The organism is Curtobacterium sp. MCPF17_047 (genome assembly GCF_003234045.1).
Lineage (GTDB): Bacteria > Actinomycetota > Actinomycetes > Actinomycetales > Microbacteriaceae > Curtobacterium.
In genome coordinates this window covers 148976-173734 of the sequence record NZ_QKSF01000008.1, presented here as the reverse complement: position 1 = coordinate 173734, position 24759 = coordinate 148976, and the positions used below count along the sequence as shown (strand labels likewise).

24 protein-coding genes are annotated in these 24759 nt (G+C 70.9%); 18 read left to right on the top strand and 6 right to left on the bottom strand.

Translation table 11 applies throughout. The annotated features are described in order from the left end of the window. Window positions 1–164 precede the first annotated feature (164 nt). From DEJ33_RS10300 to DEJ33_RS10245, 13 genes are all read left to right on the top strand, one after another. A complete protein-coding gene (locus DEJ33_RS10300; protein WP_181437291.1) occupies window positions 165–950 on the top strand; it encodes a BtpA/SgcQ family protein in 786 nt (261 codons plus the stop codon). Beyond that, on the top strand, window positions 947–2125 hold the full coding sequence (locus tag DEJ33_RS10295; RefSeq protein ID WP_111076884.1) for an SIS domain-containing protein: 1179 nt from the start codon (window positions 947–949) through the stop codon (window positions 2123–2125). Before DEJ33_RS10300 ends, DEJ33_RS10295 begins: the two co-directional genes overlap by 4 nt. Next, window positions 2118–3071 carry a carbohydrate kinase family protein gene (locus DEJ33_RS10290; RefSeq protein WP_111194882.1) on the top strand — a complete coding sequence of 318 codons (954 nt, stop codon included), beginning with the start codon at window positions 2118–2120 and terminating at the stop codon, window positions 3069–3071. The genes DEJ33_RS10295 and DEJ33_RS10290 overlap by 8 nt, the downstream gene beginning before the upstream one ends. Beyond that, window positions 3068–3790, top strand: a complete 723-nt coding sequence (locus DEJ33_RS10285; protein WP_220034475.1) for an aspartate/glutamate racemase family protein — start codon at window positions 3068–3070, stop codon at window positions 3788–3790. The genes DEJ33_RS10290 and DEJ33_RS10285 overlap by 4 nt, the downstream gene beginning before the upstream one ends. Next, window positions 3787–5376, top strand: coding sequence for an amidohydrolase family protein (locus DEJ33_RS10280; RefSeq protein WP_111194881.1), 1590 nt, complete (start codon window positions 3787–3789; stop codon window positions 5374–5376). Before DEJ33_RS10285 ends, DEJ33_RS10280 begins: the two co-directional genes overlap by 4 nt. Next, window positions 5373–6314, top strand: a complete 942-nt coding sequence (locus DEJ33_RS10275) for a polysaccharide deacetylase family protein (RefSeq protein ID WP_220034474.1) — start codon at window positions 5373–5375, stop codon at window positions 6312–6314. The genes DEJ33_RS10280 and DEJ33_RS10275 overlap by 4 nt, the downstream gene beginning before the upstream one ends. Next, entirely contained in the window at window positions 6311–8164 is a 1854-nt protein-coding gene (locus DEJ33_RS10270) for an ABC transporter ATP-binding protein (RefSeq protein WP_111194880.1), read from the top strand. Before DEJ33_RS10275 ends, DEJ33_RS10270 begins: the two co-directional genes overlap by 4 nt. Next, complete coding sequence (locus tag DEJ33_RS10265; RefSeq protein WP_111194879.1) at window positions 8161–9015, top strand: ABC transporter permease; 855 nt, start codon at window positions 8161–8163, stop codon at window positions 9013–9015. Before DEJ33_RS10270 ends, DEJ33_RS10265 begins: the two co-directional genes overlap by 4 nt. A gap of 4 nt (window positions 9016–9019) precedes the next feature. Continuing rightward, on the top strand, window positions 9020–9946 hold the full coding sequence (locus DEJ33_RS10260; RefSeq protein ID WP_111194878.1) for an ABC transporter permease: 927 nt from the start codon (window positions 9020–9022) through the stop codon (window positions 9944–9946). Between the two features lie 65 nt (window positions 9947–10011). After that, complete coding sequence (locus DEJ33_RS10255) at window positions 10012–11601, top strand: ABC transporter substrate-binding protein (RefSeq protein WP_111076877.1); 1590 nt, start codon at window positions 10012–10014, stop codon at window positions 11599–11601. An 89-nt stretch (window positions 11602–11690) separates the two neighbouring features. Further along, window positions 11691–12347, top strand: a complete 657-nt coding sequence (locus DEJ33_RS10250) for a GntR family transcriptional regulator (RefSeq protein WP_111076876.1) — start codon at window positions 11691–11693, stop codon at window positions 12345–12347. An 81-nt stretch (window positions 12348–12428) separates the two neighbouring features. Further along, a complete protein-coding gene (locus tag DEJ33_RS17590) occupies window positions 12429–12560 on the top strand; it encodes a hypothetical protein (RefSeq protein WP_258366217.1) in 132 nt (43 codons plus the stop codon). Between the two features lie 357 nt (window positions 12561–12917). Beyond that, window positions 12918–13970: a sigma-70 family RNA polymerase sigma factor gene (locus tag DEJ33_RS10245; RefSeq protein WP_111076875.1), complete on the top strand. Its 1053-nt coding sequence runs from the start codon at window positions 12918–12920 to the stop codon at window positions 13968–13970. Window positions 13971–14143: 173 nt separating this feature from the next. On the opposite strand, the gene DEJ33_RS10240 is transcribed toward DEJ33_RS10245, so the two are convergent. Further along, entirely contained in the window at window positions 14144–15076 is a 933-nt protein-coding gene (locus DEJ33_RS10240) for an NAD(+)/NADH kinase (protein WP_111076874.1), read from the bottom strand. Window positions 15077–15312: 236 nt separating this feature from the next. Here DEJ33_RS10240 and DEJ33_RS10235 point away from each other — a divergent pair, with 236 nt between their 5' ends. Next, window positions 15313–17835, top strand: a complete 2523-nt coding sequence (locus DEJ33_RS10235) for an ATP-dependent Clp protease ATP-binding subunit (RefSeq protein ID WP_111194877.1) — start codon at window positions 15313–15315, stop codon at window positions 17833–17835. 76 nt (window positions 17836–17911) lie between these two features. Here DEJ33_RS10235 and DEJ33_RS10230 read toward each other — a convergent pair whose 3' ends face one another. Next, the gene (locus DEJ33_RS10230) at window positions 17912–18364 is read right to left on the bottom strand and encodes an SRPBCC family protein (RefSeq protein ID WP_111076872.1); all 453 of its coding nucleotides are present in this window, start codon (window positions 18362–18364) and stop codon (window positions 17912–17914) included. A gap of 203 nt (window positions 18365–18567) precedes the next feature. Between DEJ33_RS10230 and DEJ33_RS10225 the strand changes: the two genes are divergently transcribed. Beyond that, window positions 18568–19110, top strand: a complete 543-nt coding sequence (locus DEJ33_RS10225) for an amino-acid N-acetyltransferase (protein ID WP_181432847.1) — start codon at window positions 18568–18570, stop codon at window positions 19108–19110. Between the two features lie 64 nt (window positions 19111–19174). Continuing rightward, complete coding sequence (locus DEJ33_RS10220) at window positions 19175–19867, top strand: hypothetical protein (protein ID WP_111194900.1); 693 nt, start codon at window positions 19175–19177, stop codon at window positions 19865–19867. Between the two features lie 75 nt (window positions 19868–19942). Here the strand turns inward: DEJ33_RS10220 and DEJ33_RS10215 are convergent, their stop codons facing one another. Beyond that, complete coding sequence (locus DEJ33_RS10215) at window positions 19943–20149, bottom strand: cold-shock protein (RefSeq protein WP_065963953.1); 207 nt, start codon at window positions 20147–20149, stop codon at window positions 19943–19945. A gap of 122 nt (window positions 20150–20271) precedes the next feature. Then, entirely contained in the window at window positions 20272–21378 is a 1107-nt protein-coding gene (locus DEJ33_RS10210; RefSeq protein ID WP_111194876.1) for an acyl-CoA desaturase, read from the bottom strand. 196 nt (window positions 21379–21574) lie between these two features. Here DEJ33_RS10210 and DEJ33_RS10205 point away from each other — a divergent pair, with 196 nt between their 5' ends. After that, the gene (locus DEJ33_RS10205; RefSeq protein WP_111194875.1) at window positions 21575–21862 is read left to right on the top strand and encodes a hypothetical protein; all 288 of its coding nucleotides are present in this window, start codon (window positions 21575–21577) and stop codon (window positions 21860–21862) included. 73 nt (window positions 21863–21935) lie between these two features. Continuing rightward, complete coding sequence (locus DEJ33_RS10200; protein WP_110904437.1) at window positions 21936–22319, top strand: SseB family protein; 384 nt, start codon at window positions 21936–21938, stop codon at window positions 22317–22319. A gap of 44 nt (window positions 22320–22363) precedes the next feature. Here the strand turns inward: DEJ33_RS10200 and radA are convergent, their stop codons facing one another. Both radA and DEJ33_RS10190 read right to left on the bottom strand, forming a co-directional pair. Beyond that, window positions 22364–23725 carry a DNA repair protein RadA gene (gene radA, locus DEJ33_RS10195; RefSeq protein ID WP_111045023.1) on the bottom strand — a complete coding sequence of 454 codons (1362 nt, stop codon included), beginning with the start codon at window positions 23723–23725 and terminating at the stop codon, window positions 22364–22366. A gap of 9 nt (window positions 23726–23734) precedes the next feature. Next, window positions 23735–24703, bottom strand: coding sequence for an SGNH/GDSL hydrolase family protein (locus DEJ33_RS10190; RefSeq protein ID WP_111194874.1), 969 nt, complete (start codon window positions 24701–24703; stop codon window positions 23735–23737). Window positions 24704–24759: the final 56 nt, after the last annotated feature.

Sequence of the window (24759 nt, the reverse complement as noted above, 5' to 3'; positions counted from 1 at the left end):
CGTCTGCCCGGGCTGATCCGATCCGGACTGCCCGCGGGTCGAAACCGAGCGCACAGCTCCTGATCTGGGGTTCTCGGTCAGAATGTGATGTCGAGCGACGCGCTTCATCTGGCTGAAACACGCGTTCATGCGACCGAAACGCGGAACTGTATACCGTTTCGCTCGTGCCTCTCGCCCCGTTCCGCCTCGTCGGAGTCCTCCACCTCCCGCCCCTGCCCGGCGCCGTGAACTACGCCGGCGTGCCCGTCTCGACGATCGCCGAACGGGCCGCTGAGGACGCCGCCGCGCTGGTCGCCGCGGGCTTCACGCACGTGATGGTGCAGGACGCCAGTGACATGCCCCAGGCCGTCCGCGTCGACGCCCCCACCGTCGCCGCGCTCGCCGTCGTCGGCGCTGCCGTCACCCGGGCCGTGGACGTCCCGGTCGGCGTGGTCGTCGGTCACAACGACGGCCCGAGTGCGGTCGCCATCGCCCACGCCATCGGGGCGAGGTTCGTGCGGGTCAAGGTCCTCACCGGCGTCTCCGTCGGCCCGACCGGCTGGATCGAGGGGTGCGCCCACGACGTCGCGACGATGCGCCGCCGACTCGGTGCCGACGTCGAGGTCTGGGCGGACGTGCACGAGGCCACGAGCCTGGCGCTGGCCGGGAGCCCCGCGTGGGCGGACAAGGAGGCGCACGACTTCGGCCTCGCGGACGTGCTCGTCGTCACCCGTGACAGCGGAGTCGCCGACGCCCTCGACGACATCGAACGGCTGCGCGCCGTCGCCGACGTGCCGTTCGTGGTCGGGGGCCGGGTGTCGCTCGACACGATCGCCGACGCCGTCCGCCGGTCCGACGGCGTGGTCCTCGGCAGCGCGATCAAGCGCTCGAGCGCCCCGGACGCCCGCATCGACCCGGAGACCGCCGCCCGCTTCGGCCGGACCCTCGACACGACAGGACACCGCGCATGACCAGCACCCCGCCGAGCCCGTTCATCGGTGTCGACAGCCCGCTCGACGCCCGTCAGCAGCAGGTCGTCGAACGCGTCTCCGCCGCCGAGCACGCCTCGATCGTCGCGCTGCCGACCGACCACCCCCTCGACCCGAAACGCCGTGCCCGGGACGAGGCGACCCTCCCGGAACTGATCGCCCAGCCCGACCGGATCCGCGAGACCCTCGCCGCGAACGACGAGGACCTGGACGAACTCGCCGCCCTGATCGCCCGGTCCGAGGTCGACCGCGTGTTCGTGACCGGCGCCGGGGACTCACTCGCCGTCGCGATCGCCGCCCGCCAGGTGCTCGAGCAGATGCTCCGCGTCCCCGTCGAGCCGGTGCAGAGCCTGGAGCTGGCCTACTACGGCGCCCCGCTCGTCACCGAGCGCAGCGTCGTGATCGCGCTGTCGAGCTCGGGGGAGACCACCCGCACCGTCGAGGCCGCGCTGATGGCCCAGCACGCCGGAGCCCTGGTCGTCGCCATCACGAACACGGCGGGCTCCACCCTCGACGTCGAGTCCGCACGCACCCTGCGGCTCAGGGCCACGCGGGTCGGCTGGCCCACCCAGTCCTCGACGACCGCACTCGCGCTGCTGCTCGACCTCGCAACCCGGGTCGGTGTCCGCACCGGGGTGCCGGCGGCCGAGGGGCTCCGCCGGGAGCTCGCGGCGGTCCCGGAGCTGATGGAGCACGTCATCGCGACCACGGAGCCCCGCCTCCGCGCGATCGCCGAGCGGGAGCAGGGAGCGGGTACGTTCCTGTTCTCCGGTGCCGGTCCGAGCTGGGGCAGCGCGATCATCGGCGCCGCGAAGGTCAAGGAGTGCACGCCCGACCACGCCGAGGCGATCCAGGTCGAGGAGTTCCACCACTACAACTCGCTGAAGCGCGGCGAACCGATCTGGGTCATCGCGCCGGCCGGGCCGTCCGTGCCGCGGGCCGTGCACACCGCCAGCGAGGCGAAGCGGTTCGGCGGCGCGGTGTACGTCGTCACGACCGAGGGCGTCGACGCCTTCGACGCGATCGCGGACGAGGTCGTCGTCGTGCCGGCGATCGCCGAGCCCCTCAGCCCGCTGCTCACCGTCCTGCCCGCGCAGCTCACCGGGTACCTGCTGGCGATGGCGCAGTTCACCACCGCGGAGGCCCGGCATGGCTGACTCGCTCCTGTGCATCGGGAACCTGACGATCGACGACCTCGTGGTCGACGGGGCGACGACCACGGCGCTCGGTGGCGACGCGCTCTTCGCCGCCCTCGCCGCCCGTCGCGAGCTGGCGGACGTCCGCATGCTCGCCCCGGTGGGGACCGACCTGCCGGCCACGCTCCTCCAGGCCGTCGTGGACCGCGGCATCCGCGTCGAGCCGACGCGTCCGCGAACCGGTCGCACCATCCGCAACCGCGTGACCTACGCACCCGACGGCAGCCGGACGTGGGACCTGCTGGACGGCGAGGCCGCGTTCGACGCCATGTCGGTGTACCCGGCGGACGTCGGTCCCGACGCCCTGACCGCGAGCGCGGTCCTGGTGTCCGCGATGTCGCTCGGTGCGCAGCTGGCCCTGGGGCCGTGGCTCCGTGAGCGGACCGACGCCACCGTCCTGCTCGACCTGCAGGAGGACTACGTGCTCGGGCACGAGGACCAACTGCTCGCGCTGCTCGCCACCTGTGACGTGTTCCTGCCGAGCGAGCTGGAGGCCGTCCGGCTCGCCGGGACGACCGACCTGGAGGCCGCGGCTCGGCGGTTCCTCGCCGCCGGCCCCGACGTCGTCGTCGTGAAGACCGCCGAGCGCGGCTGCCTGGTCGCGACCGCGGGAGGCGTGACCACAGTCCCGACCGTCGCCGTCGAGCCCGTCGACTCCACCGGAGCCGGGGACGCGTTCTGCGGGGCCTTCGCCGCCGCCACCGTCCGCGGGGGCGACCCGGTCGAGGCCGCGCGGGCGGGTGCCGCCGCAGCGCGCGTCGCGATCGGCGCACACGGGGTGGCGGGGCTGCTCGCCGACACCGAACCGGCGCGAGCGGACGCACAGACGACGCCAGCGACAGCCACAGCGACAGCGACAGCGACAGCGACAGCGACAGCCACGACGACGACGGGAGCGGTCCGGTGACCGAGGTGCGCGTCCTCAACCCGAACACGAGTCAGCTGATGACGGACGCCGTCGCGTCGGCGGCCCGCGCGGTCGCCCGACCGGGCACCACAGTCACGGCCAGCTGCTCGTCCACCGCCCCGGTGTCCGTGGAGACCGCCGTCGACGAGGTCTTCGGTGCCGCCGGCGTCCTCGCCCAGGTCGAGCGTGGCGAGGCGGACGGCGTCGACGCTTACGTCATCGCCTGCTTCGGCGACACCGGCATCGACGCGGCCCGCGAACGCGCCGCCGGACCCGTCGTCGGCATGACGGAGGCCGCACTGCAGGCCGCCGCGCTCGTCGCCCACCGCTTCACCGTGATCACGATGCCGCCGCGGACGATCGCGATGACCGACCGTGTCGTCCGCGCCCTCGGGCTCGGCCACCGGTGCACCGTCCGGGCGGTCGACGTCGCGGTCGCCGACATCGAGTCCGGTGCCGGTCCGGCCTACGCCGCGTTCGCCGAGGAGGCCCGCACCGCCCTGGCGACGGACGGCGCGGAGGCCGTGGTGCTCGGGTGCGCCGGCCTCACCGGACTCGTCGGCGCCCTCCGCACCTCGCTCGGGGTGCCGGTGATCGACGGTGTGGCCGCGGCGACCGTCGCCGTCGAGGGACTCCTGGCGCAGGGCATCACGACCTCCCGCGCCTCCACCTTCGCCGAGCCCGTCGGCTCGGCCACCACCGGGGAGGTGTGGGGATGAGCGTCCTGTTCACCGACGTCCTGCTGTGGGCGCCCGACGAGCCGTCCGGCATGACCGGCCCGACGGACCTGCTCGTGACCGGGACGACGATCGCCGTCGTGGGTCCGACCGCGCGGGCCGCGGCGCCGGCCGACGCCCGGGTCGTCGACGGCCACGGGCGCCACATCGTGCTGCCGGGGCTCGTCAACGCGCACTTCCACTCGCCGGCGAACCACCTCAAGGGCGCGTTCCCGAGCCGACCGCTCGAGACCTTCATGCTCTACGAGTCCCCGTCGGACCCGGCACTCACGCCGACTCCGCGGGAGGCGTACCTCCGGACGATGCTGGGCGCCCTCGAGATGCTCCGTACCGGGACGACCAGCGTGCAGGACGACGCGTTCCTCATGCCAGCACCCGACCCCGAGGTCATCGACGCCGTCATGCAGGCGTACGCGGACAGCGGGATCCGGGCCTCGGTCGCGCTCGACCAGCCGGAGCTGCCCGACGTCGAGAAGCTGCCGTTCCTCCGCGACATCAGCATCGACGGGCTCGACGAGGCGACGACCCGAGCGCTGCACGCCCCGGCTCCCGCAACCGCCGCGGAACTGCTCGACGCCTACGACCACCTGTTCCGGAACTGGCACGGGGCGGCCGACGGTCGGCTCACCGCGGCCGTGTCGATCTCCGCACCCCAGCGGGTCTCGCCGGAGTACTTCGGCGCGCTCGACGACCTCAGCCGCACCCACGACGTGCCGCTCTTCGCCCACATGCTGGAGACGCGGACGCAGCGTGCCCTCTCGCACCCGTCGAGCGGCCAGCCGCGGTTCGCCGGACGGAGCCTGGTCCGCTACACGGCCGACCTCGGGCTGCTCAGCGACCGGGTGAACGTCATCCACGCGGTGTGGGTCGACGACGACGACCTCGACCTGATCGCCGCGGCGGACGCGGTCGTCGCGCACAACCCGGTGTCGAACCTGCGGCTCGGCAGCGGCGTGATGCCGTTCCGCGCGATGCGGGACCGCGGCATCCGGGTGGCGCTCGGCGTCGACGAGGCGATCTGCGACGACACCGTGAACACCTGGGGTGTCGTCAAGCAGGCCGGTCTCATCCACACCGTCACCGGCGACGACCCGGACCGCTGGCCGCGACCGGCGGAGGTGCTCGACGCGCTCTGGGCGGGCGGGGCCGCGGCCATGCGTCGTGACGGCCGGACAACGCTCGGCACGGTCGGACGCATCGCGGTCGGGGCGGAGGCCGACCTCGCGCTCCTCGACCTGCACGCGTCCGCCTTCACCCCGTTCAACGACCTGCGGGGCCAGCTCGTCTACTGCGAGTCCGGCACCAGCGTGCGGATGACGGTCGTCGCCGGGACGGTCGTCGCCGAGGCCGGCCGGGTCACCTCGGTCGACGAGGACGCCCTGCTCGCCGAGGCCCGCGAACTGCACGCCGCCCGTCGCCCGGCCCTCGAGCGCACCTGGGCCGACGCCGACCGGCTCCGGCCCGCCTACGCCGCCGTCGTCCGCCGCGCCGCCGCGACCGACCTCGGCCTGCCCGACCGCGGCATCGCACCCGCACACCGGACCACCACGAACGGGATCACCGCATGACCGCCGACGACACCCTCCGGGCCACCGCACCGGGGCACGACCTCTGGCCCTACCGGCCGATCACCGCTCCCGGTGGCCCGGCCTGGCCGGACGGCAAGCGCCTGGCCGTCTACGTCGCCGTCGGGCTCGAGGAGTACCGCTTCGGCGTCGGCCGGACCGAGGACATCGTGCCCGACGTCGCCGCCCCGGACCTCGTCAACACCTCATGGCGGGACTACGGCAACCGCGTCGGGGCGTTCCGGCTGCTCGAGCGACTCGACCGCGCGGGCATCCCGCCGACCGTGCTCCTCAACACGGCCGTCTACGACACCGCGCCCGAAGTCATCCGGGCCGCGCGGGAGGTCGGTGCCGAGTTCGTCGGCCACGGCACGTCGAACTCGGACTCCCTGGTCGGCATGTCCGCCGCCGGCGAGGCCGCGTACGTCGCCGGGGTCGCCGCCCGCATCACCGCGGAGGAGGGCACCGCCCCGGGCGGGTGGTCGAGCCCCTGGCTCAGCCACACCACGTCCACGCTCGACAGCCTGGTCGGCAGCGGGTACCGGTACCTGCTCGACCTCCGGCTCGACGACCGACCCGTCACCGTCCCGACGGGCAACGGGGACCTGCTCGTGCTGCCCTACGCCCTCGAGGTGAACGACAGCACGACCGTCATCGGCCGCGGCGCGTCGGCCGCCGAGTTCGCCGACATGGTGGTCGACGAGTTCGACGAGCTGCTCGACCGCTCCGCCGACCAGCCGCTCGTGATGAGCGTCGTCGTGCACTCCTTCATCTCCGGCGCCCCGTTCCGCCTGCGCGCCCTCGACCGGGCACTCCGGCACATGACGGCGCACCGCGACCGCGTCTGGTTCACCCAGCCGCGGGCGATCGCCGCCCACCTCGCCGCAGCCGAGACGGCAGCCGGGACCACTGCCGCACAGACCAGGGAGCCGAGCGCATGACGACCGCGACGATCCGCGACCTGCACGTCTCCCTCGAGCGGGACGGGGCACGGTCCGAGGTGCTCCGCGGCATCGACCTCGACATCGCGCCGGGCGAGATCGTCGGGCTCGTGGGGGAGTCCGGCTCCGGCAAGAGCATGCTCGCGATGAGCCTGCTCGGCCTGCTGCCGGACGCCGCGCGACCCGAGGTCACCGGCACGGTCACCGTGCAGGGCACCGACATGGTGCACGGCACGGACGCCGAACGCCGCGCAGCGCGACGGTCCTCGCTCGGTGCAGTCTTCCAGGACCCGATGACGTCCCTCAACCCGACGATGCGGATCGGCCGGCAGATCACCGAGGCCGGACCCGACCGGGCCGGAGCCGTGGCGCTCCTCGACAGCATGGGCGTCCCCGACCCCGACCTGCGGTTCAGCGTCTACCCGCACGAACTCTCCGGCGGACTCCGGCAGCGGGTGATGGCCGCCATCGCGATGGCCGGTCGCCCCGCCCTGATCGTCGCCGACGAGCCCACCACCGCGCTCGACGTCACCGTGCAGGCGCAGCTGCTCGACCTCCTGCAGGAACTCCGCGACGACCACGGCTGCAGCGTCCTGCTCATCACCCACGACCTCGGCGTCGCGTCCCGCATCGCCGACCGGATCGCCGTCATGTACGCCGGACGGCTCGCCGAGGTCGGACCCACCGCGGCGGTCCTCAGCGCCCCGGCACACCCGTACACGGCGGGACTCCTCCGCTCACGCCTGTCGCTCGCGCTCGACCGCGAGGCCCGGCTCCCCGCACTGCCGGCAGACACGCTCGACCCCGTCGAGCGCCTGGTCGGCTGCCCCTACCGCGCCCGCTGTCCGCTCGCCGTCGCCCGGTGCGCCACCGAGATGCCCGGCCTCGACGCCTCCGTCCCCGCCCCCGACCACACCGCCGCGTGCTGGCGGGACGCCGACACGGTCCGGGCGACCGGGGGCGGGACCGCGACCGACCCGACCGCGGTGACCGACGTGGACGACGCGGGACGGGCCTCCCGGCCGACAGTGGACGTCCACACAGCGGACGTCCACACGCGGGAGGCCCGCCCACCGCAGCCAGACCGGCGCACCACCGGCGCCCCCACCCCGGCGGACGCCGTCGTCGTCGAGGACCTGGTCTGCACCTACACGACCGGCCGCGGACGCCGCGCCCGGACCGTGGAGGCCGTCCGCGGCGTCAGCTTCCGGGTGCCGGCCGGACGGTCCCTCGCGATCGTCGGCGAGAGCGGATCGGGCAAGTCCACCGTCCTCCGCGCCGTCGCCGGACTCGTCCCCGCACGGTCCGGTCGCATCACCGTCGCCGAGGGCGGCGCCCAGATGGTGTTCCAGGACGCGGGGTCCTCGCTCACCCCGTGGATGACGGTCGGCGAGACCCTCCGCGAACGACTCGTCCCCGCGCGTCTGGGCCGCACCGAGACCGACCGCCGCGTCGCCGAGGCGCTCGACGCGATCGGTCTGCCCACCAGCGTCGCCCGCCTCCGGCCCGCCGACCTGTCCGGCGGCCAGCGGCAGCGTGTGGCCCTCGCCCGCGCCACCATCGTCCGGCCCGCGGTCCTGCTCTGCGACGAACCGACGAGCGCCCTCGACGCCTCGCTGGCCGCCGTGACCCTCAACACCATCCGCGACATGCGTCGGGAGCTCGCCATGACCGTGCTGTTCGTCACCCACGACCTGGCCGTCGCCCGGCTGATGGGCGACCACATCGCCGTCGTCGAACGCGGCCGGGTCATCGAGACCGGGCCCGCCGACGCGGTGATCCACGACCCGCAGGAGCAGTACACCCGCACGCTCGTGGCGTCCGTGCCGGAGATCGCGGTGCCCGCATGAGCGCCGCCGTCGTCGCACCGCGCTGGACGCTCCGGCCGACCTCCGGGGTGCACGCCGGACGCCGCACGGCCCAGGTGCTCGTCGGGCTCCTCGTCGCGCTCACCGTCCTGGCCCTCGTCGCCCGGCTCATCGCACCCGACGACCCGATCCAGCCCGTCGCCGTGGCCCAGCTGCCGATCGGCACCCCGGGGCACCTGTTCGGCACCGACTCGATCGGGCGGGACGTGCTCTCCCGCACGCTCTTCGGCCTGCAGACGTCGTGGCTGTCGGCGCTCGCCGTGGTGGCCGTCGGACTCGTCGTCGGCGGGGTCGTCGGCGCCACCGCGGGCGTGGCCGGCGGCTGGGTGGACAGCGTGCTCATGCGGGTCACCGACCTGTTCCTCGCTCTGCCCTCGACCCTCGTGGCGATCGCGATCGTCGCAGCCCTCGGACCGGGCCTGACGAACACCCTCGTCGGCATCTCGGTCGTCTGGTGGCCGTACTACGCCCGGATCATCCGGTCCGAGGTCCGCGCCACCGTCACCCGTCCGCACGTCGAGGCAGCCCGGCTCGCCGGTGTCGGTCGTGCCCGGCTCGTCCTCCGGCACGTGCTGCCCGGCGCGGTCCCGACCGCGATCGTGACGGCGAGCCTCGACATCGGCAACGTCGTGCTGCTGCTCGCCGGGCTGTCCTTCCTGGGCCTCGGGCAGCCCGCACCGGCCGCGGAGCTCGGTGCGGACACGGCCGCCAACACGCAGCTGCTGCTCAGCGCCTGGTGGGTCCCGGTCGTGCCGGGCGCCGCCGTGCTCCTCCTGAGCCTCGTGTCCAACCTCGCCGGCGACGGCGTCCGCACCCTGATCGCCCGGAGGTAGCGCCGTGGTCTCCTCCGTCCTCCGCCGCATCGGCTCGCTCGTCGTCGTGCTGCTCGTCCTCAGCGTCGTGGTGTTCCTGCTCCAGCAGGTCTCACCCGGTGACCCGGCCCGGGCCGCGCTCGGCGCCAACGCGTCCCGGTCCGCCGTCGAGGCCGAACGCCAGCGGCTCGGGCTCGACGACCCGCTGCCCGTGCAGTTCCTGCGCTTCGTCGGGGGCGCCCTGCACGGGGACTTCGGGACCTCGTTCCGGACGCACCGCCCGGTCGCCACCGACCTGGCGTCCGCCGTGCCCGCCACCGTGCAGCTCGTGCTCGCGGCGTTCGCGATCGCCCTCGTCCTCGCCGGGCTGTTCGCCGCGTCCGGTGCCCTGCGTTGGCCGTTCTCCGGCGTCTACCGCGGCGTGCTGCTCGTCGGGGCGACGGCGCCGCCGTTCCTGCTCGCGCTGGGCGGGATCATCCTGTTCTACGCACAGCTCGGGTGGCTGCCGGCCTCCGGGCAGGGTGACGGCGGAGTCGGATCCGAGCTGTCCCACCTCGTCCTGCCGGCCACCGTGCTCGCGATCGCCCCGGCGCTGGCCATCGGCCGGATCCTGCGCTCCGGGCTCGAGACCACGCTCGTGGCCGACCACGTCCGGACCGCCCGGTCGAAGGGCCTCGGCGAGGAGACGATCCTGGCGCGGCACGTCGTCCGGAACGCCGTCGGCCCGGCCCTGGCGATGTCCGGCCTGCAGCTCGGGTTCATGTTCGCCGGCGACGTCGTCGTCGAGCAGGTCTTCAGCTGGCCCGGCATGGGCAGCTACCTGGCGAACAGCATCCCGACGTCGGACTACCCGGCGATCGCCGCGGTGACGCTCGTGCTCGGAGCCGTCTACGTCGTGGTGAACACCGTCGCGGACCTCCTGCAGACCGCCGCTGACCCCCGTCTCACCTGACCCTCCACCACCCCGCACCCCTCATCCGCTCCACCTGTGCTCCACCGCCCTGAAGGAGATCCCCCGTGCAGCTCACCACCCTCCGGCGACGCACCCGCGCCGCCCTGGTCGCCGCGGCCGCCGTGCCGTTGCTCGTCCTCACCGCCTGCTCCGGAGCCGGTGCCGCGGCGCCGCACGCCGCCCCGACCGACGGCACCCTGACGGTCGGCCTGCTCGGCGACATCGGTCAGCCGCCGGACCCCGACATCTACTACGCGAACAACGGCCTGGCCATCGTGCTCAACGCGTACGAGGGGCTCGTGCAGTACGCGAACGACACGGACGAGGTGCAGATCGCGCCGCGGCTCGCGACCTCGTGGCAGGTCAGCGACGACAACACCGAGTACACGTTCCACCTGCGGAAGGGCGTCACGTTCCACGACGGCACCCCGTTCACCTCGGCGGCGGTGCAGACGGCGTTCGACCGCCGGATCGCCGTCAAGGGCGGCGCGGCCTACATGGTCGAGGGGGTCGAGAGCGTCGCGACCCCGGACGCGCAGACCGCGGTCGTCACCCTGAAGAGCCCGAACTCCGCCTTCCTGGACTACCTGGCGTCACCGTTCGGACCGAAGATGGAGTCGCCGACCGCGCTCCGTGAACACGCCGGCTCCGACGACGCGCAGACCTACCTGCAGACCCACGACGTCGGCACCGGCCCCTACGAGATCAGCGCCGCCGACCCGGGCAGCTCGTGGACCATGAAGCGCTACGCCGGCTACTGGGGCACCAAGTCGCCGTTCACCACGGTGAAGCTGCCGATCTACTCGGACGTGTCCGCGCTGCAGCTCGCGTTCGACCGCGGTGACGTGTCGACCATCGTCGCGGCGCTGCCGTCGTCGAGCCTGTCGAAGTACGAGGACAGCAAGCAGTTCTCGAGCGCGATGCTGCCGACGCTCCAGTCCGCGCTCGTCACGGTGAACCCGACGAAGTCGTTCTTTGCCACGAAGGAGGCCCGGATCGCCTTCCTGCAGAGCATCGACCAGGAGAAGATGGTCGATCAGGTCCTCGGCAGTCGCTCCGAGCCGGCGACCACCCTGTACGCCAAGGGCATGCTCTCCGACGGCTCGGACAAGCAGGAGACCACGTACGAGCCCGAGGCGATGAAGACCTACGCCAAGGGGCTGCCCGCCGGCACCACGATGACGATCGGCTACGCCAGCGGGAACACCAACGCGCAGCAGATGGCGAACATCCAGGCGGCGGCACTGCAGGGTCTCGGGATCAAGGCCACCGCGAAGTCGTACCCGACCTCGCAGGTCTTCGGGTGGATCAACGACCCGACCAGCGGACCGGACGCCTTCTTCGACGGCAACAACGGCCCGGACGGCGGCTCCCCGTACATGTGGGGCCACGTGTTCTGGGACAAGTCCGGCGGCATCAACTACTTCGGATGCGACGTCCCCGCGGTCGACAAGACGCTGGACAAGGCGCTGCAGACCGGTGACGAGGCGCTCTACGGCCAGGCCGCGCAGCAGTACGCCGAGACAGGGTGCTACTACAACCTGTCGTACAACAAGGACTGGGTCGTCTCGCAGAAGTGGCTGACGGGTGTGGCCGCGGCGCACAACATCGGTGCCAACGAGCTCGACTTCAGCAAGCTCGGACTGAAGAAGTGACGAGCGGGGCACCGGGGACGACCCCGGTGCCCCGTCCGGTCCCCGGAAAGCCCGGTGGACCGCCGCCCGAGTCTGCGAAGGTTGACCCGATGACCACCACCGAGCCCGCACTGTCGCTCCCGCGGCAGATCCACGCGCGCCTCCGCGAAGCGATCATCCGCGGCGAGTACCCCCAGGGGCACAAGCTCGCGGAGACCCGGATCGCCGAGGAGCTCGCGGTCTCCCGCGTCCCCCTGCGGGAAGCCGTCCCGATGCTCGAGGTCGAGGGCTTCGTGACGAGCACACCACGACGCGGAGCCGTGGTGTCGACCTGGACCTCCCGGCTCATCCACGAGCTCTTCGACCTGCGCGAGGTGCTCGAGGTCGGCGCCGCCGGGCACGCCGCCCGGGCGGTCGTCCGTGGTGTCGCGACGGACGAGCTGGAGGCGGCACTCGCCTGGTCGCAGCGCGTCGTCGAGGACGGCGACCCGTACCGCATCGCCGAGGCGAGTACCCGGTTCCACGAGGCGATCGTCGCGATGACCGGCAACAGCCTGCTGCAGGCCTCGATGCGCTCCGTCTCCGGCCGGGTGCAGTGGCTGTTCTACCTGACCAGCGCGCTCGATGTCCACGACGCCTTCCACGACCACGTCGAGCTCGCCGCCGCGATCGCCCGAGGTGACGAGCGGATGGCCGAGGCGCTGGCCTACTCGCACATCGAGCGTGACCGCACTCCGTCGTTCGCGGTGCTGCACCCGCCGGCCTGAGGCCCCGTCGCCGCCCTGCCGACGCCGAGCCGACAGCCCGCGTTCACCCCGCCGACGTCTAGCGGTGCGAGCATCGTCGGCATGTCCATCCTGCATCCCACCGCGTCCCGCAGTCTTGTCGGTGACATCGAGAGCGAGTACGACGAGTTCGACCGCGACCCGGACCTCGAGGTCTCGAAGAACCGCGACGGGTGGCTCGAACCCTCCTGGTGACACCGGGCCCGTCATCGTTCGCGGGCATTCCTTCGGGGTACGTCAGCTGGATCTCCGGATCCGGCGCGACGTACCCCTTTTTCGCTGTCCGGAAGGCGTTGCACCCCGGGGTACACGTGTCCCCCTCGGTCCTGCGCCGGAGTCACACCGTTGTCATTCCGCCCCGATCGGCAGCACAGCGCGGATCGGCCGCGACGGGAGTCCGAGTGAGGTGTACCCCGCCCCGGTGTCCCCCGATGACGAAGCACGGAGAAGCCTGAGAATCGATCGGCATGGTTTGTGGGGTACACCTCCGGCCCGCCAAACTCGGTCTCAACCCGCAAGGGACCAACACCGCAAGAGGCAGGGAGAGTCACCATGGCGATCGCAACGGCCGCACCCAGCACCACCTCGCGCCGCACCAAGAAGGCAGCGACCAAGACCACCTCCGCCGAGGCCACCACGCTCGACGCCGTTGCCGATGTCGAAGCCGACGAGCAGCTGGCCGGCGTCCGCGGTGCCTCCGTCGACCAGGTCGGCGACTACCTCCGTCACATCGGCCGACTCGCCCTCCTCACCGCCGAGGAAGAGGCGGACATCGCCCGCCGCATCGAGGTCGGCCTGTTCGCCGAGGAGAAGCTCCACACCGAGTCCGGCCTCGAGAAGTCGCTCGAGCGCGAACTCCGCTGGCTCGTCCGCGACGGTGAGCGCGCCAAGGAGCGCATGATCACCTCGAACCTCCGCCTGGTCGTCAGCATCGCCAAGCGCTACTCGCAGCGCGGCCTGCCGTTCATGGACGTCATCCAGGAGGGCAACCTCGGCCTGGTCCGTGCGGTCGAGAAGTTCGACTTCACGCAGGGCTACAAGTTCTCGACCTACGCCACCTGGTGGATCCGCCAGGCGATCTCGCGTGGTCTCGCCGACAAGGCGCGCACCATCCGCATCCCGGTGCACACCGTCGAACTGATCAACAAGATCTCGCGCACCGAGCGTGACCTGACCGTCGACCTCGGCCGCGCGCCGATGCCGGAGGAAGTGGCCGCCGAGCTGAGCATGAGCGTCGAGGAACTCGTCGACCTCAAGGGCCGCTCGCACGAGCCGGTCTCGATCCACACGGTCGTCGGTGACTCGGACGACAGCGAACTCGGTGACTTCATCGAGGACGAGGACGCCGCGAGCCCGAACGAGCTCACCGAGACGACGCTGCTGCACCGCGACATCCGCTCCATCGTCGCCGAGCTGCCGAGCGACGAAGCCAACGTGATCCGCATGCGCTACGGCCTGGACGACGACAAGCCGATGACGCTCGACGAGATCTCGAAGATCGTGCACACCACCCGACAGGCGGTCAGCCGTGTCGAGTCGCGTGCGAAGCTGCGCCTGTTCGCGAAGGCCGTCTCGCAGGACATGCAGCTGTACCTGACCGAGTAGGTCAGCAGACTTCGGCTGGACCCGTCAGGGTCCGGTGCGGGGATCCGGGCCGTCCGTGGGACGACGGCCTGTGGGGTGATGGGAGCGAAGGCCCGTCCGGTGCGAACCGGGCGGGCCTTCCGTCGTCCCCGCGGGCCTGCCCTGTGGTCGTCGGTCGGGAGGCGCGGATCGCGTCAGTCCTCGGTCTCCCGGTGCAGCTTCTGCCGCAGGTCGTGCGGGATCAGCTCGATGAGCTGGTCCGGTCGGAGCGGCAGGTCCAGCAGGCCGAGCTTGAGGCGCCCGGTCCGACCGTGCCGCTCGGCGTCCAGCCGGACCACGCTGCCGGCGTCCTTGCGGAGCCGGACCTCCAGCTGTGCGCCGGTGGCGACCTCGCCGACGACGAGCCCGTCGACCTCGAGGGCCGCGCTGCGGGTGCCATCGGCGATGTCGAAGCGGTAGCGCTCCCGGGCGGCGAGCACCACGGAGCGGTCGATCCCCGCCATCGGTGCCACCGGGGTCACCACGGAGCCGGAGAGTGCCGGGGAGAGCACCGGGCCACCGGCGGCGTAGTTGTAGGCGGTCGATCCGGCCGGCGTCGACGCGACGATGGCGTCCGCGCGGTAGTAGCCGTAGCCGAGTCCGCCGACGCTGAGGTCGGCGGAGACCTGCCCGGCGCCGGGGCGTCGGACGATGGTGATGTCGTTGAACGCGAGGTAGTCGGTGCGGGAACCGCCCCACGACAGTCGCGCTTCGAGGGCGTGGTGGGGTTCGAGCTGGTAGTCGCCGGCGGAGAGCCGTTCCAGCGCGGACTCGAGCTCGGGTGGTTCGATCTCGACCAGGAACCCGACGTTGCCGTAGTTCACCCCGAGCACCGGGACCGGGCGCCGTGCGACGAGGCGCATCGCACCGAGCATCGTGCCGTCACCGCCGAGTGCCACGACCAGGTCGACCGTGTCCGTGAACTCGTCGTCGTCCACCGCGTCGATCGCGCTGCCCAGGCGAGCGGCGTCGATCCGCCGGGCGACCAGACGCCCGGCTCCGGACGCGTTCCAGCGGTCCAGGACGTCGACGGACTCCTGCACGTTCTTCGAGGGGTGGACGACGAGGCCGACGACGGGCTGCTCCATGTCCCGGATCGTACCGGCGAGCCCTCGGAGCCGGGCGCGAGTGCCGCCGGACGGGAGGCGTCCCGGGGACCCGGGACGGGCCTCCAGGCCGCTGCGCGCAGCACACGCACGGGGTTCACGCCCACGGCGAACAGGGGCAGCCCTGACGGGGAGCGCTGGTTAGTCTCGATGTACGTGACCGGACTCACACGAGTCCGGCTGTCGGCCCCGGTTCGTTCGGGGCCAAGGGAGAGCACATGTTCGAGAGATTCACCGACCGGGCCCGTCGTGTTGTCGTCCTCGCTCAAGAAGAAGCGAAGATGCTCAACCACAACTACATCGGTACGGAGCACATCCTCCTCGGCCTCATCCACGAGGGCGAGGGCGTCGCCGCCAAGGCGCTGGAGTCGCTCGGTATCTCCCTCGATGCCGTCCGCGAGCAGGTGCAGGACATCATCGGGCAGGGCCAGCAGCAGCCGACCGGGCACATCCCGTTCACGCCGCGTGCCAAGAAGGTCCTCGAGCTGTCACTGCGCGAAGCGCTGCAGCTCGGCCACAACTACATCGGGACCGAGCACATCCTGCTCGGTCTGATCCGCGAGGGCGAGGGTGTCGCAGCCCAGGTCCTGGTGAAGCTCGGCGCCGACCTCAACCGGGTCCGCCAGCAGGTCATCCAGCTCCTGTCCGGCTACCAGGGCAAGGAAGCGGTCGCCGTCGGCGGCGAGCAGCAGCAGAACGGCCAGCAGCAGGGTTCGCAGGTCCTCGACCAGTTCGGTCGGAACCTCACCCAGGCCGCGCGCGACGGCAAGCTCGACCCCGTCATCGGGCGCGAGAAGGAGATGGAGCGGGTCATGCAGATCCTCTCCCGCCGCTCCAAGAACAACCCCGTCCTGATCGGCGAGCCCGGCGTCGGCAAGACCGCCGTCGTCGAGGGCCTCGCCCAGGCGATCGTCAAGGGCGACGTGCCCGAGACGCTGAAGGACAAGCAGCTCTACTCGCTCGACCTCGGGTCGCTCATCGCCGGGTCCCGCTACCGCGGTGACTTCGAGGAGCGCCTGAAGAAGGTCACGAAGGAGATCCGCACCCGCGGCGACATCATCGTCTTCATCGACGAGATCCACACGCTCGTCGGTGCCGGTGCTGCCGAGGGTGCGATCGACGCGGCCTCGATCCTCAAGCCGCTCCTGGCCCGCGGTGAGCTCCAGACCATCGGCGCCACCACGCTCGACGAGTACCGCAAGCACTTCGAGAAGGACGCCGCTCTCGAGCGCCGCTTCCAGTCGGTGCAGGTCAACGAGCCGTCGCTGCCGCACACCATCAACATCCTCAAGGGTCTCCGCGACAAGTACGAGGCGTTCCACAAGGTGTCCATCACCGACGGGGCGATCGTCTCCGCGGCGAACCTGGCGGACCGCTACGTGCAGGACCGCTTCCTGCCGGACAAGGCCATCGACCTGATCGACGAGGCCGGCGCTCGCCTGCGTCTGTCGATCCTGTCGGCGCCGCCGGAGCTCCGCGAGTTCGACGAGAAGATCTCGACGGTCCGCGGGCAGAAGGAAGCCGCCATCGAGGAGCAGGACTTCGAGAAGGCCGCGAGCCTGCGCGACGAGGAGAAGAAGCTCCTCGGCGAGCGTCTCCGCCTCGAGAAGCAGTGGCGCGCGGGTGACGTCGCCGCATCCGGCACCGTCGACGAGGGCATCATCGCCGAGGTCCTGGCGCAGGCCACGGGCATCCCGGTGTTCAAGCTCACCGAAGAGGAGACCTCGCGTCTCGTCTTCATGGAGAAGGCACTGCACCAGCGCGTCATCGGTCAGGAGGAGGCCATCTCGGCACTCTCCAAGACCATCCGTCGCACCCGTGCCGGTCTCAAGGACCCGAACCGCCCCTCGGGCTCGTTCATCTTCGCTGGGCCGACGGGCGTCGGCAAGACCGAGCTCGCCAAGGCGCTCGCGGAGTTCCTGTTCGACGACGAGGGCGCACTGATCTCCCTCGACATGTCGGAGTTCGGCGAGAAGCACACCGTCTCGCGCCTGTTCGGTGCCCCTCCCGGGTTCGTCGGGTTCGAGGAGGGCGGCCAGCTCACCGAGAAGGTGCGCCGCAAGCCGTTCTCCGTGGTGCTGTTCGACGAGATCGAGAAGGCCCACCCGGACATCTTCAACTCGCTGCTGCAGGTCCTCGAAGAGGGTCGTCTGACCGATGGTCAGGGCCGCGTGGTCGACTTCAAGAACACCGTCATCATCATGACCACGAACCTCGGTTCGCAGGGCATCGCTGGTGGCCCGGTGGGCTTCCAGGTCGAGGGCAACTCGGCCGTCGGCTACGACCGGATGCGCGGCAAGGTGAACGAGGAGCTGAAGAAGCACTTCAAGCCCGAGTTCCTGAACCGTGTCGACGACACGATCGTGTTCCCGCAGCTGTCGCAGCCGGAGCTGCTGCAGATCGTGGACCTGTTCGTGAAGCGCCTGTCCGACCGTCTGCTCGACCGCGACATGACCGTCGAGTTGTCGCTGCCGGCCAAGGAGCAGCTCATCAAGGTCGGGTTCGACCCGTCCCTCGGTGCCCGACCGCTGCGCCGCGCGATGCAGCACGAGGTCGAGGACCAGCTCTCCGAGCACATCCTGCAGGGTGAGTTGACCCCTGGCGACCACGTGAAGGTCGACTTCGTGGACGGCGCGTTCACCTTCGAGACCGGGCGTCAGCCGGGCCGCGAAGAGGTCCTCGCCGGCGCTCCCTCGCTCGAGAAGGCGCCCGAGGCGCCCACGCCGGAGATCGAGGGCTAGTCAGCCCAGCGACACGACAGACGGGAGGCCCGGTACCAGCTGGTACCGGGCCTCCCGTCTGTCTGCGGTCAGGCGATCAGGCCTGGACGTCGCCGCGCCAGCCGTCGCTGGTCGGGGCGGCCTCGACGCGCTCCTTGTAGTTCTGCAGGTCCTTCTTCACGGCATGGCCGCCGACGCCGACCGCGGAGCCGAGCTTCTCGAGGATGCCGGACGGCTCCCAGTCGATCTGCACGGTAACGCGGGTCTCAGCGTCCGCCAGCTTGTGGAACGTGACCACACCGGCGTGCTCGGTCTCGCCGTCCTTGACGGTCCAGGCGACACGCTCGTCCGGGTGCTGCTCGGTGATGAGGGCGCGGAACGAACGCTCCTGGCCGGCGACCTTGACGGTCCAGTCGGTCGTGGTGTCGTCGACCTGGACGATCTTCTCGACCTCGTCGAGGAACGTGGGGAACTCCTCGAAGCGGGTCCACTGGTCGTAGGCGGCACGGACGGGGACGTTGACGTCGACGGTCTCGATGATCTGGGGCATGTGGTGCTCCTCCTGCTCGTCGTACTGGTGTGTCTCGGACGGTAGGCCGGTGCGCCTGTGCAGGGCCCTGACGCATGTCCCCCGATGACGGCGTGTGACGTGGTGGGTCGGACGGGGCCGCCCGGGCCGGGATGCGGTGCGGCGCGGCGCGGGACGGGGTGCTGCGCGGCCGGGGCCGGCGGCGGAGACGTAGGCTGGGCCGGATGACTGAGCACGGACGGCATGCGTTCTCCGAACGGGACGACCACGGGATCCTGGTGCGCCCGGCGCTCGCGTCCGACGTCCCGCACATCCAGCGGCTCATCGCGCCGTACGTCGACCGGCGGATCCTGCTCGGCAAGGAGAACGTCGTTCTCTACGGCTCGATCCAGCAGTTCCGGATCGCCGAAGGGCCCGACGGTGTGCCGATCGGCTGCGGTGCCCTGGCCGTGTTCTGGGACGACATCGCCGAGGTGCGCACCCTGGCGCTGGACCAGGACTGGTTCCACAAGCGCGTCGGCCACCGCATGCTCGAGGCGCTCGAACACGACGCCCGCGAGCTCGGTGTCGCCCGGATCTTCTGCCTGACGTTCGAGGTCGAGTTCTTCGCGAAGCACGGCTACCTCGAGATCGGCGAGACCGTCGTCCCACCCGAGGTGTACGCCGAACTCGTCCGGTCGTCCGACGAAGGCGTCGCAGAGTTCCTGGACCTCGCCCGAGTGAAGCCGAACACGCTCGGCAACACCCGCATGCTGAAGATCCTCTGACGGGTTGACCGGCCGCCCGGCGAGGGACCTCCTCCGGGCTCGCACGGGTGTCTACCCTGTGCGCATGTCGTCGTTCCGCCATCCCGTCGGCCCCGAGCGTCCCAGCACCTACTGGCGCCGCCGAGCCCTGGTGCTCGGGGTGGTCCTGCTCGTCGTGGTCGTCGTCGTGCTCATCGTCGTCGGTCGTGGCAACGGAGCCCCCGCGGCCGGTCCGACGCCGGGTGCCGGGGCCTCCTCGGCAGCAGCCGGGTCTTCCACCGGCTCGGGCGGTTCTCGCGGTTCGGGCGCGTCGGATGCCGCCTCGGGTGCGCCGAAGCCCTCACCGACCCCGTCAGCAGCCGCCCTGAAGGACGGCGCGGCCTGTGACACCGACCAGATCGAACTCACCCCGGTGCTCGACAAGCGTGTCTACGCGGCCGGCGAGGACCCCCAGGTCGCGATGTCGATCAAGAACACCGGGACGAACTCGTGCCACATGGACCTCGGGTCCGCACAGCAGGTGCTCACCATCACCTCGGGGACGGAGCAGTACTGGTCGTCGAAGGACTGCCAGACCGGAGGCACGGACCAGGACGTCACCCTGAAGGCCGGCCAAGAGCTCACCACGCCCGCCATCGCCTGGGACCGCACCCGGTCCTCGGCGACCACCTGCGACGCCGCACGTGCCTCGGTGACGGGTGGGGGAGCGAGCTACCACCTGCAGGTCGCGGTGGGGGAGATCACGTCAGCCGAGTCGGTGCAGTTCGTCCTGAACTGAGGACATCGCCGTGGGAACGACGAAGCGCCGGGCCGGAGGATCACTCCTCAGGCCCGGCGCTCACGAAGACCGGTACTAGCCGATGACGGTGATGTTCTCCGCCTGCGGGCCCTTGCGGCCCTCGGTGATCTCGAATTCGACCTTCTGGTTCTCCTCGAGCGACTTGTAGCCGTTGCCACCGATCGCAGAGAAGTGGGCGAAGACGTCAGCGCTGCCGTCGTCCGGCGCAATGAAGCCGAAGCCCTTTTCGTTGTTGAACCACTTGACAGTTCCAGTTGCCATTTCGGCGTTCCTTACTTTCTTACGTGCGCGGCGAGAGAATTCCACCACCGCGGGTTTCGACGACGTTGCCATCGAGTTGTGTGCGGCACCCGGCATCGTGCGGGGTGACGGAGATCAGAGGTTCAGTGCAATCTGTAGGCACTGACCATCGGGCAGGTGAACGGGTCGCGCGCTGCGAGACCGACCCGGTTGAGGTACCGGACGACGATCCCGTAGGAGCGGAAGAGTGAAGTCTCCGTGTACGGGACCTCGTGCTGTTCGCAGTGCTCACGCACGAGGGCCTTCGCACGACGCAGGTTGGGCCGCGCCATGCTCGGGAACAGGTGGTGTTCTGCCTGGTGGTTGAGGCCACCCAGCAGGTGGTCCACCCACACGCCACCAGTGATGTTACGGGAAGTTCGGACCTGACGCGAGAAGAAATCTATCTTCGCCCCCTCGGCGATGACCGGCATGCCCTTGTGGTTGGGCGCGAACGACCCACCCATCATGACACCGAAGACCGCCATCTGGACCGCGAGGAACGCGAAACCGATGCCCAGCGGCATCACCGCGAAGACGAACCAGGCGAGCAGACCGAAGCGTGCGACGAGGAGCACGGCCTCCAGGCGGCGCTCCTGCGCCGTGCCCTTCGCGGCCTTGCCGGTGATGACGGCACGGACCGACAGCCAGTGCAGGTTGGCGCCCTCGAGCGTCAGGAGCGGGAAGAACGCCCACCCCTGGACCATCGCGAGCTTCCGGAGGAACCCGCGCCGCTGCTGGGCATCCTCCTCGATGAAGACCACGCCGTCCGGGGCGATGTCGGGGTCCTTGCCGATCGTGTTCGGGTTGCCGTGGTGGCGGTTGTGCTTGTTCATCCACCACGAGTACGACAGGCCGACGACGAAGACGCCGATCCAGCGACCGGCGTGGTCGTTCCACTTGCGCGAGGCGAAGATCTGGCGGTGTGCCGCCTCGTGCGAGAGGAACGCGAACTGCGTGAAGAGGACACCCAGGACCCCGGCGGGGATCAACTGGAACCATGACGCGCCGAGCAGGGCGGACACGCCGAGGGTCGCGGCGGTGGCGACGACGAGGGACGCGAAGACCGCCCAGTAGAAGCCGGTCCGGCGTTCGAGGAGACCTTCGGTCCGGACCCGCTCGAGCAGGTCCTTGTACGTCGAGGTCGGTGTCGGCGCTCCGGGGGTCCGGGGAGCGGTCGAGCGGTAGAGGGTGGGCGATGGTGCCGGCATGAGAGCTGCTTCCCCATCAGGAACAGCCCTTCGGCCGTGCAACGAGAGTTCCCGCGACTGCGATTGAGGCGAAAGTAGTGACGTTGTCTGAGTTATCACCGCGAAGCGCGCCTGCTGAGTGCGTCTACAGGACGACGGGCGACTTCGTCACGGCGGCCGCGGCGTAGCGTCACGGACATCGACGGAAGGCTGGGCAATGAAGTACCTCATCTACGGGGTCGCCTCGGTCATGACGAGCGACGAGGCGGCCTACGCCGTGCTCGACTACGCCACAGCCCTGGCCCAGTCCGGACTCGCCGATCGTGTCGATGTCCCGTCGGTGGACGACTATGGCATGGCGGCCACGTCGAGCTTCATCCTCGCCCCGGCGATCGGCGTCCTGGTGCAGTCCGCGCCCGACGACGAACTCGGGCCGGAGACCGCCCAGTTCGCCGCCGACCTGCGCATCCGGACGCACGCGGTGCAGGCCGGTCGGGTGCACTGAAACGGTCCCGTCCTCCGCTGTCTGACGGTCTGACCGGACCCGTGCGCAATCGCATGCTGCTTGACTAGGGGCGATGGCAGAGAAGGAACAGCGCTTCCGGAGTGAACAGCTCGAGGAAGCCCTCGCGAAGCAGGACGTCGCTGCGGTGGCGTACGCGCTGCGCAACGACATCGTGATCGTCCCGCGGCTCGTCACCGGGAAGAAGGACATGCAGGTCCGGGTGTTCGGTCGTGAGGACTCGGACAAGCGCATCCTGCTGCTGTTCTCGTCGGCGGACGCGTACACGGCGATGGTGCCGGGCGAGAAGCTCCGGCAGGTGATGGTCTACGACGCCGCTCGGCTCGAGGAGTTCCTGGCGGCACACCTCGACTCGCTCGAGGGTGTGTTCTTCGACATCGCCGGGCCGCACACCATGCAGTCGGAACCGGCGGACCTGTTGGCCGCGCTGCGCGCCTGACCGGTCTGGAGGCTGTGTCTGGAAATCCAGACGGGCTGCCGATCTCAGAACGCGGCGTCGAGCTCGCGCTCTCGCGGAGACCGCGTCATCGAGAACGCGACCCGCAGGGCTTCGCGCAGGTGCTCGGCGTCAGCCCCGAGGACGGTCGTGAAGCCCAGACGTCCGGCCTCGTTCGCCCGCTGCTTCGCGCCGGTCGCCGCGCGGATCTCGCCGGCCAGGCTGATCTCGCCGATCGCGGCGAGGGTGTGCGGGTACGGGCGGTCCCGAGCAGCACTCGCCAGGGCGAGCACGATCGCCAGGTCGGCGCCCGGCTCGGTGAGCTTCATGCCACCGACCGTCGACACGTAGACGTCGGCGTCCGACAGCTTGATGCCGGCGCGGCGCTCCAACACCGCGAGGAGCATCGCCACCCGGGACGCGTCGACACCGTTCACGACCCGACGTGGCTGCGGCGCGGAACTCGGGACGACGAGCGCCTGGATCTCGACCGGGAGGGCACGTCGGCCTTCCATCGCCACGGTGATGCACGTGCCGGACACCGGGGCGCCGTTGCGGGACATGAACAGGCCGCTGGGGTCGGGGACCTCGTGGATGCCGTCGCCGGCCATGTCGAAGCACCCCACTTCGTCGGTGGGACCGAACCGGTTCTTCAGCGCTCGGACGAAGCGCAGCGCGGTCTGTCGATCGCCCTCGAAGTGGCAGACCACGTCGACCAGGTGTTCGAGCAGTCGGGGGCCGGCGATCGTGCCGTCCTTCGTGACGTGTCCGACGATGAGGACCGGGAGGGCTGCCTGCTTCGCGACCCGGATGAGCGTCGATGCGACCTCGCGCACCTGGGACGTGCCGCCCGCGATGCCGTCGACCGAGGCGGACGAGATGGTCTGCACGGAGTCGGCGATGAGGAGGTCCGGTTGCACCTGCTCGATCTGCCCGAGGATGACGCCGAGGTCGACCTCGCTCGCCAGGAACAGGTCGTCGTGCATGGCACCGGTGCGCTCGGCGCGGAGCCGGACCTGGTCGACCGACTCTTCAGCGCTGACGTAGAGGACGCGCTTGCCCATCGCGGCCGCGCGTGAGGCGACCTCGAGCAAGAGGGTGGACTTGCCGACGCCGGGCTCACCGCTCAGCAGGACGGCCGCGCCCGGCACGATGCCGCCGCCGAGGACCCGGTCGAACTCACCGATGCCGGTCTGCCAGCGTTGGAAGGAGCCGCTGCGGGCTTCGGTGATCGGTCGGGCGATGCGGTTGCCGGTGACGGCGATCGACGCGGTGCCGCGGGTGCTCGCCGTCGCGGCGGAGGCGTCCTCCACCGTTCCCCACGACTGGCACTCGCCGCAGCGGCCGACCCACTTGATGCTGGTCCAGCCGCACTCGGTGCAGCGGTAGGACGACTGGGGGCGGGCCATGGGACGAGGTTAGGCCGCTCCGCCGACATCGGTCGGCTCGTCGTCATCGGTCCGGCCGGGCAGCGGGAGCGACCCGGTGACGCGCTGTCGCAGGCGGTCGAGTGAGCTCGGACGGTTCGCCGTGTCGAGTGCTTCCGCGCCGTCGGTGTCCTGCTCGGCGCGGGCGTGGGCGACCTCACCGGCCTGGCGACCGAGGTCCTCGGCTTCCCGCGCGGACAGGTACCGCCGGATGGCCGCGACGGTGTCGACCCGGGCGTCGACGGCGGGCTCGAACGCGCTCGCCCAGATCTCGTACCCACGGTCGTTCGGGTGGAAGAGATCGCCGTAGGAGTTGAAGAACGTCCGACGGATCCCGACCCGCTTGGTGATCGCGTGCAGCGGCGCCACGGTCAGACCGAGTTCGTCGGCCACCCGGTGCACGATCTCGTTCGCGACGGCCACCTTGCGCTCGCGGTCGGGCACGAACATGCACGGCAGCTCGGCGACGACGGCGTGCGACGGGACCGCGCCGTAGATCTCGCGGATGTTCCGCTCGAACTTGTCCGGGTGGAAGTCGGCGATGTCGTTCGCGCCGATCGAGACCGTGCAGACGTCGGGGGTGAACTGCCGGAGCTTCGGGAGCTGGTCCTTCTTCGCACCCCACGTCGTGGCTCCCGACACACTGAGGTTCACGACGCGCACGGTCATCCGTGACCGATGCCGGATCCGACGGCTGAGGAGCCCCACGTACCCACGGCCGGGAGTCGTCGCACCGACGCCCTGTGCCGCCGAGTCCCCGATCGCCAGGTACGTCAACTGGCCCTCGTGGTGGAGCCGTTCGCGCCACCAGTCGGCGTGCACCGGGAGCATGTCGACCACACGCTGCGACGCAGCCCGCTGTCCCCGGATCCCCGCTCGTGCGCCGAAGCCAGCTGCTCCGCTGACGACTGCGGCGCCGGCGAGGGAGGACAGCAGGGCGACGAGGGTGCGCGTTCTCATGCCGGAGACGGTACGCGCGGACCCTCGGGTCGAGGTCACCGTCGTGACGGTCTGGG